Raw genomic sequence first — 12,860 nt, forward strand, 5'->3', positions numbered from 1 at the left:
CCGTCGGCGCGTTTACATCGATGATTTCGCTCGGCGGCACGCCCGCGATCGCGTACTTCGACGACACGAACGACGCGCTCAAATTCGCCAGGCTGTATTAGTTTATCGGCGTATCCCTGATTGCGGCTGGCTGCATTCCGGTTGAATGCCTAAGGGCGCGGACATCCGCGCAGTCGAATTGCGGCTTCGCGGCGGCGTTCCCTACCGCGCGGCCGAATCGCTACAATACCCCCGTGTCCGGGCGGCCGCTCGTTTCAGTCGTACTCGTTAACTGGAACACCGAGAGGTTCCTTGCCGCGTGCCTGGATTCCATTGCGGAGCAAGACTACTCGCCGCTTGAAGTGATTCTCGTCAACAACGGCTCGCCGGGATTCGTGGCAGCCGACTGGCGGTCACGCCGCATCGACAAACTCATCGAGAACGCGGAAAACGAAGGATTCGCGGCTGCCAACAACCGCGGCATCGCGGCGTCGCACGGCGAATACGTGACGCTGCTCAACTGCGACGCGTACCTTGCGCCGGGCGCGATTTCCGCCGCGGTCGCCGTTATGGAATCCGCGCCGGACATCGGCCAGGTCGCGTTCAAAGTTATGCACGCGGTTTACCGCGACAGGATAGACACCGCGGGACATCTTTTCCGGCCCGACCGCACCGCCGCGCACCGCGGCTCGGGCGAAGCCGACGGCGGCCGGTTCGCCGAGGCTGTGGATTTGTTCGGCGCGAGCGCGTGCGCCTGCCTGTACCGGCGCGCGATGCTGGACGAGATCTCTTTCAAAGGCGAGGTGTTCGATCACGACTTCGGCAGCTACTACGAGGACGTGGATCTGGACTGGCGCGCCCGAATCGCGGGATGGCGCTGCAGGTTCGCGCCGGACGCGGTCGCCTACCATCACGGGCACGGCAGCGGCGCGAGGACGGGCCGCGCGGTGCGCATCGAGGCCGAAAAGAACCGCTACCTGATGATGCTCAAGTGCGACACCGCGCCGGAGCGGGCGCGGCATATCTTTCAAATAGCCGCGTACGAGTGCTGGCACGCTCTCTCCGTTTTGCGCAGGCCGTATCTGCTTTTGGCGATACCGAAATATTTCGCCGCAAGGCGCGGCGCGCTGGTCAGGCGCGGGCATGTCGAATCGACGCGCAAGGCCGCGCTTGCAGGCGGAAAGCAGCAGCAAGTCATCTTTACGCCGCGGTTCGGGTTGCGCCCGCGCGAACTTACGAAACCTCCGCCGTCGCCCGAAGACTTTTATCTGGCTCTTACACTTCCTCCGTTGCGCACGCCCCCCCCGCTGTTTTCGCAATTTCTGGACGCGGGCGTCCGCACGGAGAGATACCTCGCGTCTCCTTGGAGCGGCAGGCGCCCGCCGCGCGTGTCCGTCCTCGTATTGAATTACAACGGGCTCGAGATGACGCGCGAGTGCCTGCGCGGCCTCGCCGAGCAGACTTATCCCGACTTCGAAGTCGTCCTTCTGGACAACGGCAGCGTGGACGACGAGTTGTCCGCGCTTGAAAAGGAATTCCCGCGCGTACGCGGCATCCGGCTGGCGGAAAACGCGGGATTCGCCGGGGGGATAAACCGGGCGTTCGACGCGGCGCAAGGCGAACTGGTCGCGATGATCAACAACGACGCGGTGCCGGAGCCGGGCTGGCTTTCGGCGCTCGTCGCGCGGATGGAAGAAACCGGCGCCGCCGCCGTCTCCGGGCTTATGGAGGAGGAGTACCGCGCCCCCTCCCCCAACCACGCGCTTAACCTGCTTGGGCGCATCGTGCCCGGCGCGTTCGGAAGCGAGGCACGGAGCTTTTATCCGAGCGGCGGGAACTGTCTGCTCGACAAAGAGGCGGTCGAGGCCGTGCGCGAGTCGCTTCCCTGGCGGCTCGGCGCGGGCGGCGGCTCGGTGCTTTCGGATTTTTACCTGCTTTACAGCGAAGACGTGTCGCTGGGATGGCGGCTTCGGATGGCGGGGCGCGCGGTCGAGCGCGCTGTGGACGCGCGCGCCGCGCACCGCGTCAGCGCAACCGTCCTCACACTCCCGAAGGGACTGGTCACATACCTGCGCCACCGCAACCGCGTTTTGAACCTATTGCTCTTTCCCGAGCGAGCCACCGTTGTCAAAATGCTGCCGCTCCTCGCGCTTGACTGGCTTTTGCTGCACCTTGCGGGGCTCGTTTACTGGCAGCTCGGCGAGCCGATGCTTGCGGTTGACTGGTTTTTCCTCACGAACATTCGTGCGGTCGCCCGCCAGCGCAGAATTTTCCAGCGCGCGCGCAAAACTACCGACCGCGAGATCCTGCCCTGGCTTTCGTCCGGGCTGCTGCGCCGGGAGTACGGCCCCGCTGCGTCGCTGGCCAACGCGCTGGGCAGGGCGTACGCAAGGCTTATGCGGCTGCCCCTGTGGGAATGTCGCGCGCCTATTGACAAACGCGTGATATAATGTGTTTGGCATGTCCGCATGCCGTCTTACAACATTTGATTGCAGATTTAAGCTTACAATCAAAATGGCTTAGGCGCCTTCATTGCTTACCATAAAGCATTGCAATGACCCTTTGCCATATGAGTTTTCTTATCATGAATCAATCTGAAAACTACCAGAGCAAAGATTGGGCTACCGGCAAGCCCATAGACTTGCGCAAGCCCGAAGAACGCGTTCGCCAGGAATATGAAATGGTACTGCATAGGGATTATGATTACAGCAAGGAGCAAATGGACATTGAGGTTTATATCCAACGAGGAAACTCGAATAGCCGCAAAAACCGAATTGAAAGGGCAGACCTTGTCATCTACAAGTCCACCTCTCCAAATGAAAGAGACCAACATCTGCACATTTTAGGCATAGCCGAGTTCAAATCTCCAAGCAAAAACACAGGAATAGGGCAGCTGAAAAGCTATATGTCCGCAACCTCTGCAATCTGGGGGGTTTGGACTAACGGCAATGAAATTGCCTATTTGTACCGCGATCCCCAAACCGGTATAGTATCCGACAATGCATTACATCAAATTCCAAAGCAAGGGGAATCTATTGAAAGAATTGGTACTCTAACAAAGGATGATTTGCAGCCGCCAAGTAACCTGCGCTTGATTTTCAACCGCCTTCTTAAGACTCTCTATTCCAATACCAATATTAGCCGCCGTGAAAAGCTTGGAAATGAAATGATTAGATTATTGTTTTGCAAAATATGGGATGAAAAGTATTATCCCGAAAGCGCACCAAAGTTTCGCGTAGAATTCAATGAGCAACCCAATAAAGTAAAGAAAAGGATTGTGGAACTATTTGAAGAGGTAAAAAAAGAACTTGCAGGGGATGGCGTATTTGAAGAAGGGGAAAAAATTGGTCTTGACGACGAAAGTGTAGCCTACGTTGTGGGAGAACTCCAACCGTTCAGTCTGCTTAAAACCGACAAGGATGTTGTCGGTGACGCTTTTGAGGTTTTTGCGGAAAGCAAACTGGTTGGCGAAAAGGGGGAGTTTTTCACGCCGCGCGAAGTTGTTAAAACTGCTGTTCAAATTGTGAATCCAAAACCAGAAGAGGACATACTTGACCCAGCATGTGGAAGCGGAGGTTTCCTAATTTATACCCTTGAGCACATATGGCGCCAAATGGAAAATTCAAAAAAGTATCGCAATTCTCCCGATTTCGAAATTATTAAACGCCAGGTTGCCGAAAGGCACATATTCGGGATCGATAAAGAGATTGATTTGGTTAAAATTTCCAAGGCTTATATGGCAATCATTGGAGATGGGCGTGGCCGAATTGTTCAGCAAAACAGCCTACATAATGCTAGTGAATTCAAAGGCAGGGCTAGGGACCTTTTTGTCAATGAAGATGGCGAATTTAAATTGTTTGATGTTATATTAACAAACCCGCCATTCGGAGCAAAAATCAAAGTCATTGATTCGGAATCAAAGCACTTTGACCTGGGCCATACTTGGAAAAAGCAGGGTAATGCATATTTGAAAACAAGCAAATACAAAAAAACGGAGCCTCAAATATTGTTTGTTGAGCGTTGTCTTCAGATGCTAAAAAGTGGTGGACGTTTGGCTATAATTTTGCCCGAAACGTATTTGCATGCTCCGAAATGCAGATATGTATTGGATTATATTAAAAATGGAAACAATATTATTGCTATTATAGATTTACCCCATAATACATTTCGTCCGTACAATAACGCCAAAACTGCGTTAATTATTCTTGAGAAAGACAGACCACAAACATGCAAAATCAAAATGGGTGTTGCTGAGGAGATGGGACATGACCACCTGGGACGTCAATTATTTAGATATGACCCAAACACATGCAAGTATACTTCTCAAATATGGGATGACATGATTGAGATTCGAAAGGAATTGAGATTCGATTATAATGGTTCCCGAGATTACACTTTTGAAATATCGCCCGATGAGATAAAAGACAACATCTACGTTCCCAGATACTATTGGATGCGAAATATGGAACAATTGAAGAGCGAGGCGGAACGGCGTGGGTATATGCTTGTTTCAATGGCTCAGTTATGCGAATCTGGTGTTATTAAAAATTTTCCTGGACATGGCTCACCGGAAGCAAAATATAAAGGGAAGGGGGAAGTGGCATATGTTCGAGTTGCCGATATTGTTAATTGGTCAGTCTACAAGAATCCAACCTCACTTGTTCCAAATCACGTTTACGAAGCAACAAAGGGTAGGGGCGTTGACCTTAGAGAAAAGGATGTCTTGTTTGTTAGGAGGGGTAGTTACAGAATTGGAAACGTCGCATTGGTATCGCCCTTGGATACGAAAGTGCTGTTGACGCGTGAGATTCATGTTTTTCGCGTGACTGATACAAACAATGAATTTGGCATTAATCCTTATTATCTTTTGTACCTTCTTTCGCATGAGCTGACGCAATTGCAACTACCAAATAAAATCCTTGTTGACACTACATTACCAAATATCGGCGATCGCTGGAGGGAGCTGCTTTTACCTGTAGCGGTAGATGCAGACGAAAGGGCCAAAATCTCCACAAAGTTGCAAGTGGCCTTTGAAATGATGTGGAAAGGCCAGGAGGACATACATCACCTCAGTCAGGAACTGGGGCACTTGACACTTTAGCTTGGCAAGGCATTCCAGGGCATTCCGGCATTCCGTAGACCTTGACAAGCACATGCTATAATGAGCTTGGCATGTCCGCATGCCGTCAAATTTTCATTTTCGGAGGATTAGGATGGCAGTTTACATTCTTACAACAGAGAACATGAACGCGCTCGGCAACTATGTTTTTGCTGAAAACGGACATTCTGCAAGCGATCCGGTGGCAAGCACAGGGCACAACTGGAACGCTTGGATTAAGGAAGTAAACGAGGCGCTAATCGGCGTATCGGCTTCAGGCTTCGGCAAGGACTATTCAAGAAGGCAAATAACTCCTCCCTTCCCTCCAATGAACTTGAACGGCGAAATGCCGCCCCCAGGGCCTCCTCCCAGCGCCACGCTTGGAAAAGTATCTGACGCTTTTGTCGGATTTCAAATCGAGGTATAGTTATGCGGGTGTTTGTAGAGCTTCCTGAGGCCAAAATGGCTCGATGTGGGACTCTTCGTGATATGACTCATTTTCAAGCGATGAAGGCAATTCATGAATGCAATCCCCCTCAGCTTTATGCCATTATCCAGGAATGGCGCTACGAATGCCAGGGACCCGAATACTTAAACTACCTAACGTATTATTGTGCTTGGCACTATTTGCTAACGCGCGATGAAGATGCTTGGGGCGCGTTTATCGACGCCCTGACAGGTTTTGAAAATTCCGACGAACCTGCAACCTTCCCTGATTGCAAAACGCGAGTTGCTATCGCCACTTCCATGTGGTGCGCGGCGATTCGCGGTGATTTCGAGCTTACGGTTTCGCTAAGCACTATGGCGGTAGGCAAAGGCGAGCCGAGGCCGACGGCGCGGCTCGCGCTAACCCTGGCGGACAGAAATCGCGACGGCTGCAAGGAGCAGCTTGCAGCGGCGGTCAATGCTGTTAAGGAGCAGGATAAGGACGAATTATACGCCGCTTTTCTCGAACAGCTTTTTTCCGATGAAAGTCTCGATTTGATTTTCAAGGGGCCGGCCGCGGAATCTTGATCACTCCGACGGCGGTTGTTTGCGGGATGCGCAGTCGCGCGCCCGCGGCCGCCGTCGGGTAGTATTTGTTTGTGCCCGGCGGCGAGCAATCTAAATTCCTGACGGTCCTTCCGGCAGATCCGGACACGGGCGTCGCGCCGCGGCTTTATTCCCATCCGCGCCAGCGCCCGGAGCCCGACGCGCTCGTCCAGCTTGCGGACGCGGCCGCGCTGCCCGGAGTGCGCGGCGTGGTCGGGATGCCCGACATCCACGTGGGGTACGGCGTGCCCATCGGCTGCGTGATGGCGGCGGACGGAATCGTCTGCCCGGCGGCGGTCGGATACGACATAAACTGCGGGATGCGGCTTCTCGCCGCGCCGCCGGAATTGCGCTCGGCGGATATCGACGCGCCCGCGCTGGCGAAGGCGATCGCGCGCCGCGTTCCGCTCGGCGAAGGGAAGGACAATTTCAAGCTGGATGCGAAGAAGTTCAAGCGGCTCATCGCGGGCGGAGTACCGGCGCTGGACGAAATCGAAATTCCCGGGCTTGCGGACGCGGTTTCGCACGCGGACAGGTTCGGCGGGGAAACGGAGCGCATCGAGGACGGCGGAAAACTCGCCGCGGATCCCGATTTTTGCAGCGAGTTCGCCCTGGATCGCGGGCGCACGCAAATCGGAACGCTCGGCGGCGGCAATCACTTCATCGAAATCCAGTATGTCGAAATCGTGTACGACGGAAATCTTGCGGACGCGTGGGGGCTTCGCGAAGGCGGGCTTTGCGTGATGATCCACAGCGGCAGCCGCGGCCTCGGCCACCAGGTGGGCGACGATTACATGGCGCTGGGCCGCGTACTCGCGGCCAAAGACGGGCGCAAATCCGTCGGGCGGGAGCTGCCGTATTTCCGGCTGGACGAGCCCGAAGCGCGGGAATATATCTCGGCGATGAACGCGGCGGCGAACTTCGCGTTCATCAACCGGCAGGTGATTGCGCTGCTCGTACGGGAAGCGCTGTGGGAGATTTATCCGGGCGTGCGCCTGCGGTTTGTGTACGACTTCGCGCACAACATCGCCAAGTTCGAGGGGCACGGATGCGAGCGGCTGCTCATCCACCGCAAGGGCGCGGCGCGCGCCTTCACCGCGGCGCGAATGAAGGACGGCGTTTTCGCAGCCACCGGCCAGCCGGTGCTCGTCCCCGGAAGCATGGGCACCGCCAGTTACGTGATGGCGGGATGCGACGAGGGCGGCGCGGCGTACGCGAGCGTCAACCACGGAGCGGGGCGCAGGCTGTCGCGCGCGGCGGCGCGCGGCAAGTCCAGAAGCGGACGCACGGCGCGCGAGGAAGCGGTGACCGACGCGGAGTTCGCGGCGGCGATGCGCGGGATTCACCTTATCGCGGCGGACATGCGGTTCGCCAAGGAGGAGGCGCCGCAGGCGTACAAGGACATAGACCTGGTCACCGAAGCGGTCGTCGGCGCGGGGCTGGCCGAAAAAGTTGCGAGGCTTAAACCTCTCGCGGTGCTGAAGGGGTAGTATTGTGGCGCGGGAGACGCAGTAACGCGTCGGCAAGCCGGCGCACTCCCGAATAAATTCGGAGATGAAAATGACCAGACTTCTCGATAAAGTTGCGATTGTCACTGGCTCATCGAAGGGAATCGGCTTCGAGTGCGCAAAGATACTCGCGGAGGAATCCGCCAAAATCGTAATGAACGCGCGCGGGGAGGACGACCTGGAAAAAAGCGCGGAGGCAATCCGCGCGATGGGCGGACGCGTCGCGACCGTCGCGGGGGACATCGGAAACCGCGCGGTGTGCGAGCGCGTGCTGGCCGCGGCGAAAAGCGAGTTCGGCGGGCTGGACATCCTCGTCAACAACGCGGGAATCGGCAGGTTCGTCGAGGTCGAAAACATGACGGACGAGGATTTCGACAGCGTGATGCGGACGAACCTGTACGGCGTATTCTACATGTGCCGCGGCGCGGTGCCGATGATGGAGGCGCGCGGCGGCGGGTACATAATCAACATCTCGTCGCTCGCCGGGCAGAACACTTTCGCCCGCGGCGGCGCGTACTGCGCGAGCAAGCATGCGCTGAACGGGTTCTCGGAGTGTCTGATGCTGGAGGTGCGCCAGCGCAACATCGCGGTCAGTTACGTCTGCCCGGGCAGCGTGGAGACCTCGTTCGGCCACAGCTCGCCCTCGGAGGACAATTCATGGCGCCAGTCGGCGCGGGACGTTGCGCAGGTGGTGCGGGATTTGATTATCGGCACGAGCGCGCGGACGCTGGTAAGCAAAGTCGAGATGCGCCCGATGAAGCCGAAAAGAAGTTGAATGGTTGCCGAGTGGCTTAGTTTATTAGTTATTTCGTTATTTAGTTATTTTAATACCTAAATACTAATTACCAATCGAACGATACGTGACAGGCGTCGTTTCCGCGGGCACCCATAGAAATCCCGCTTGGCGAACCCCATTAGGCCGCCGAAAAGGAGCAAAATTACCTCATTCTGGACTGCGGAGGCACGCGCTCGGACGAAGCATGTGGATTTGTACACCGTGGTACAAGGGGAGGCTTGAGATTGCAAAGCATTCCCCACCCTCACGCCGCCGCCTGCGCGGCCGCCGCCGCGCGTTCCTTTCGCCTGTTCTCGCGGTGCAGACGCGTCATCTGGATGCTCGCCAGCGCGAAGAACGCCGCGGATAAATAAAACACGACCGATATCGGGAAGTACCTCATAACGATGAATCCGATAAGCGGGCCGAGCGTCCCGCGGAATCCCACAAGCGTCGCGTGCGCGCCCATGAACTGGCTAACTTCGGAGTCGCCCGCGAAGTAAATCGAGGACAGGTTCCATGCCAGGTTGACGCCCACCATTCCGATCCCGAACGCGACGAACCCGGCGTACACTCCGAACTGCGATGGGATGAGAACGATGAAAAGCGGATACAGCACGAGCACCGCGAACGTGTACGCGCAGAACTTGATGGGATTCGTGCGGTCCATCAGCTTGCCCATAAGCTGCGAGAACAGAATCATGCAAACTCCGGCCGCGACGGTGCGAGCGAGGCTGATGTCGTCGTAGCGCATCTTGAGCACTTCGTCGAACCACTTGGGAAGCGCCGGAAGAATCACCATGAACCCGAATCCGTAAATCATGAACGCCGCTTCGAATTTGGCGTAAAGCGGATTGTCCGCGAAAAGCTTGATGGTTTCCTTCACCGGCGCGACCGCCGCGCGGTCCAGAAACGCAAGCACGTGCGCGTAGCGGTAATGCTCGAAGTACGCCGGGCGCTCCGGAAGCGGGCAGACCTCGCCCTCGGCGACAGGGCGGTGCCTGATGCGGATGCTCTTTAAAATAAGCACGCTGAAAAACCCGATCACGCCCGCAAGCGCGAACGCCCAGCGGAAAACGTTTTCGTCGTATTCGAGGAGCTTGCCCGACAGCACCGCCATCGGCAGGCTCGCGGCCATCCCCACCGCGGCGACGGTTCCGAAAATCTGGCCGCGCAGGTGCGCCGGGTAGTTGTTCTGGACGATGTTGTTCATCGTGGGAATGAGAAGCGTGTTGAAAAGCCAGTAAACGCCCATTATCGCGATGTAGTACGACGCCGTATGGCAGAAGAGCATGAGCAATAGCACGAGCCGCCCGAAAACGCCCGCGATGAGGAAAAACGGCCCCTTGTCCCTGCCCTTGATGTAGCTCGCCCAGTGCATCGAGAACACCATCGCGATGGGCGCGAGCATCGTGAAGAGCGCTATCTGAAAGTCCGTGGCGGAAAGAGCGCGCTTTAGCACCATGTCCGCGAGCGCGTTGATGAATCCGCCCAATAGGAAGCCGTCTATGACCGCGGCCGCGATGTGGCGCCGGAACGTGTAGCGCGCGATCAGCGGCATGTCCGCGGGCCGGAGTATTCCGAGCGATTTGTACAGGTTAAGCGCCTTCGCGATCATTTGCGGCCGCCCCGCGGCAGTTCGTTTTCCATTCGATGATTATTTGCGCAGGAGCTGCACCATGCGGATATTGCCGCCGTCGTTGTTCACCAGAAAATTGAGTGAAACGGCGTGCGTTCGTCCCGGCTCGTCCGGAGGATTGATCTTGATCACATAGGAAATTCTAAGCGCCGTATTGTCGGGAGACGGGTTGATGTAACCTTGGCCGAAAATTTCTTCGATGTCCCGAAGGGTGGATTTCTCGGTCAGCTTTCCGATGAATTCAAAACTGCCATGCTCCGGCGCATCCGGCTTGTCGATCTGCGCCAAAATTTGGTTGACGGCGTTTTTGGTGGCGCCGAACGTTCCGTAAACCACGAAAAGGTTTTGCGGATCGCCGGCGTCGGGCGCTTTTTTCCAAGTGACGTTTTCCAGCCTGACTTCCCAAAGGATATTGGACTCGTTTCTGTAATTATTGGCCGATTCTCCGGGCAGCAGTTTGGAGAGAACGGTTTCAAGTGTGTCCCTAAGTCCAATGCCCTTTCCGAACGGATCGTCCAGGATGAGCATTTTGAGATCGTCGGATATCTCCTTGGCCATCCTTACATCCGGGATTTCCACTATCCGGCCTTCCGTTTCCTTGTCTGCGGCGGCGGATGAATCCGCACCTCCCGATTCCCCCGCCGGTCTGTTGCAACCGAAACTCAGCATCAATAGGGCCGCCAAGGGAACAAGGCACAACGCCGTAATGTGTTTCCGGATCCGGCGTTTCATCACTCAACCACCACGCTTTTTGCAAGATTTCTTGGTTGGTCTATGCTGCAGCCTCGGCGCAGCGCCGTGTAATACGCGAAAAGCTGAAGAGGCGCGGTCGTGAGAATCGGGCTGAAAAGCTCGTCCACGTCGGGAATCGCGAACACAAACGGCGTATAGCGTTTGAATTCGTCCGGCCTGTTCGTGACGACCAGTACGTCGCCCTCGCGGGCCAGCACCTCTTCGAGGTTCGCTTTCACTTTCTCGAACGTCGCGCTCGCAGGCGCAACGACCACCGTCGGAAAATCGTCGTCAATAAGGGCGATGGGCCCGTGCTTCATTTCGCCCGCGGGATAACCTTCCGCATGAATGTAACTTATTTCCTTCAGCTTCAGCGCGCCTTCAAGCGCGACGGGATAGTTGACGCCGCGTCCGAGGAACAGGAAGTTGCGCTTCTTGTGAAACATCTTCGCCCAGCGTTTGAGCTCCTCGGTGTTTGAAAGCACCTCGGAAAGTTTGCGCGGCAGCGCGCGGAGCTCTCTCAAATAATGATGGAACTTTTCGCGGTCGAGCACCCCGCGCATTTCCGCGATTTTTATGGCGAGCAGGTATACGGTCGCGAGCTGGCTCGTGAACGCCTTGGTTGAGGCGACGCTGATCTCCGGCCCGGCCTGGGTGTACAGCGTCAGCCCGCAACTTCGCGCTATCGAGCTTCCGACGACGTTGCAGATGCCCATCGCCTTTCGGCCCATTTTTTCGACCATGCGCACCGCGGCGAGCGTATCGGCGGTTTCCCCCGATTGAGAGATCGCCAGCGTCACCGTACCCTCGTCCACCATCGGAGTGCGGTAGCGGAACTCGCTTGCGTAGTCCACGGTCGTGTGGATGCGCGCGATTTCCTCCAAAATGAACTTGGCCACAAGCCCCGCATGCCAGCTCGTCCCGCAGGCGATTATGCTCACGTGGTTGATGTCCGATGTGAAAAATTCCTCGACTTCGGGCATATGCAGCCTGTCCTCGTGAACCTTGAACCTGCCGCGAAGCACATCCACCAAGATGTTCGGCTGCTGGTGAATCTCCTTCAGCATGTAATGCGGATAGCCCGCTTTTTGTGCTTCTTCCACGTTCCAGGTGATGTGCTCGATTTTTTTCTCGACGCGCGCGCCGTCCTCTATCCGATAATACTCCGCCTTGTCGAGCGTTACCACTGCCATTTCGCCATCATCCAAGTACGCTACATCCTTCGTGTGCTGGAGAAAAGCGGTGACGTCGCTTGCGACGAAATGTTCGCCCTTGCCGATACCGACGCACAGCGGAGTTTGGTTGCGCGCCGCGATTATCGTGCCCTTGTCCTTGTTCGAAAGCACGGCTATTGCGAAGCTGCCCACTAGCAGCCGGCAGGTCTGCATCACCGCATCGCGAAACCCCGCGCCTCTTTCGCTGAAGTGGCCGATCAGGTGGCTTATCACCTCTGTGTCGGTGTCGCTCGAAAACTCCACCCCTTCCGCCCGAAGCTTTTCTTTCAGCGAAAGATAGTTTTCGATTATCCCGTTGTGGACGACGCAGAAATTGCCGGTGTAATCAATGTGCGGGTGCGCATTGTTTACCGAGGGTACGCCGTGGGTCGCCCATCGCGTATGCGCGATTCCCGCGCTGCCGTGAAGCGGGCGCTTCGCCAACAGCTCTTCCAGCATCGCGATCTTGCCCTGGCTGCGCTCGATGTCAATCCCGCCGCCGTTGGCGACCGCGATTCCCGCGCTGTCGTAGCCGCGGTATTCCAGAAACTTCAAGCCCTGAATCAGGGCGCCGGTCACGTCCTCGGTACGGACAATCCCCACGATTCCGCACATAGCCCACCTCCGGGAAGGCAGACGGAAATTTTAAACCTTTCATGCGGATTCCGCAAAGTCCGGCGCGTTTGCAGACCATTGCTCGAAGCAAATTCGCGGATGCGCGGGCGCGCGCTTTCGGGCGTCCGGATTGCACCGGCCGCAAATTTGCGATTCGGGCGCCCCGGTTAATACAGCCTGGCGAATTTGAGCGCGTCGTTCGTGTCGTCGAAGTACGCGATCGCGGGCGTGCCGCCGAGCGAAATCATCGATGTAAACGCGCCGACGG

Annotated in this window: 9 protein-coding genes; 6 read left to right on the forward strand and 3 right to left on the reverse strand. The window is 56.6% G+C overall.

What is annotated here, in order from left to right; genetic code table 11:
* Positions 1–233: 233 nt before the first annotated feature.
* The 6 genes from HRF49_05520 to HRF49_05545 all read left to right on the forward strand — a co-directional run bounded on the left by HRF49_05520 (position 234) and on the right by HRF49_05545 (position 8,392).
* On the forward strand, positions 234–2,429 hold the full coding sequence (locus HRF49_05520; protein ID MEP0814107.1) for a glycosyltransferase: 2,196 nt from the start codon (positions 234–236) through the stop codon (positions 2,427–2,429).
* A gap of 134 nt (positions 2,430–2,563) precedes the next feature.
* Positions 2,564–5,080, forward strand: a complete 2,517-nt coding sequence (locus HRF49_05525; protein MEP0814108.1) for an N-6 DNA methylase — start codon at positions 2,564–2,566, stop codon at positions 5,078–5,080.
* 112 nt (positions 5,081–5,192) lie between these two features.
* Positions 5,193–5,504 carry a hypothetical protein gene (locus HRF49_05530; GenBank protein ID MEP0814109.1) on the forward strand — a complete coding sequence of 104 codons (312 nt, stop codon included), beginning with the start codon at positions 5,193–5,195 and terminating at the stop codon, positions 5,502–5,504.
* An 8-nt stretch (positions 5,505–5,512) separates the two neighbouring features.
* Positions 5,513–6,091 carry a hypothetical protein gene (locus tag HRF49_05535; protein ID MEP0814110.1) on the forward strand — a complete coding sequence of 193 codons (579 nt, stop codon included), beginning with the start codon at positions 5,513–5,515 and terminating at the stop codon, positions 6,089–6,091.
* Between the two features lie 65 nt (positions 6,092–6,156).
* A complete protein-coding gene (locus tag HRF49_05540) occupies positions 6,157–7,599 on the forward strand; it encodes an RtcB family protein (protein MEP0814111.1) in 1,443 nt (480 codons plus the stop codon).
* A gap of 70 nt (positions 7,600–7,669) precedes the next feature.
* On the forward strand, positions 7,670–8,392 hold the full coding sequence (locus HRF49_05545) for an SDR family NAD(P)-dependent oxidoreductase (protein MEP0814112.1): 723 nt from the start codon (positions 7,670–7,672) through the stop codon (positions 8,390–8,392).
* Positions 8,393–8,657: 265 nt separating this feature from the next.
* Here HRF49_05545 and HRF49_05550 read toward each other — a convergent pair whose 3' ends face one another.
* The 3 genes from HRF49_05550 to glmS all read right to left on the reverse strand — a co-directional run bounded on the left by HRF49_05550 (position 8,658) and on the right by glmS (position 12,592).
* Complete coding sequence (locus HRF49_05550; GenBank protein ID MEP0814113.1) at positions 8,658–10,010, reverse strand: MFS transporter; 1,353 nt, start codon at positions 10,008–10,010, stop codon at positions 8,658–8,660.
* A 39-nt stretch (positions 10,011–10,049) separates the two neighbouring features.
* Positions 10,050–10,700 (reverse strand): hypothetical protein, encoded by a 651-nt coding sequence (locus HRF49_05555; GenBank protein MEP0814114.1) that lies wholly within the window; start codon positions 10,698–10,700, stop codon positions 10,050–10,052.
* A gap of 62 nt (positions 10,701–10,762) precedes the next feature.
* Positions 10,763–12,592, reverse strand: a complete 1,830-nt coding sequence (glmS, locus tag HRF49_05560) for a glutamine--fructose-6-phosphate transaminase (isomerizing) (protein ID MEP0814115.1) — start codon at positions 12,590–12,592, stop codon at positions 10,763–10,765.
* Positions 12,593–12,860: the final 268 nt, after the last annotated feature.

The sequence above is a fragment of the bacterium genome, assembly GCA_039961635.1.
Lineage (GTDB): Bacteria > 4484-113 > 4484-113 > JAGGVC01 > JAGGVC01 > JABRWB01.

Bases quoted from the DNA above. Each gene is read 5' to 3' on its own strand.
- HRF49_05525 (MEP0814108.1), top strand. From the start codon at position 2,564: ATGAATCAATCTGAAAACTACCAGAGCAAAGATTGGGCTACCGGCAAG.
- HRF49_05530 (MEP0814109.1), top strand. From the start codon at position 5,193: ATGGCAGTTTACATTCTTACAACAGAGAACATGAACGCGCTCGGCAAC.
- HRF49_05545 (MEP0814112.1), top strand. From the start codon at position 7,670: ATGACCAGACTTCTCGATAAAGTTGCGATTGTCACTGGCTCATCGAAG.
- HRF49_05550 (MEP0814113.1), bottom strand. From the start codon at position 10,010: ATGATCGCGAAGGCGCTTAACCTGTACAAATCGCTCGGAATACTCCGG.
- HRF49_05555 (MEP0814114.1), bottom strand. From the start codon at position 10,700: ATGCTGAGTTTCGGTTGCAACAGACCGGCGGGGGAATCGGGAGGTGCG.
- glmS (MEP0814115.1), bottom strand. From the start codon at position 12,592: ATGTGCGGAATCGTGGGGATTGTCCGTACCGAGGACGTGACCGGCGCC.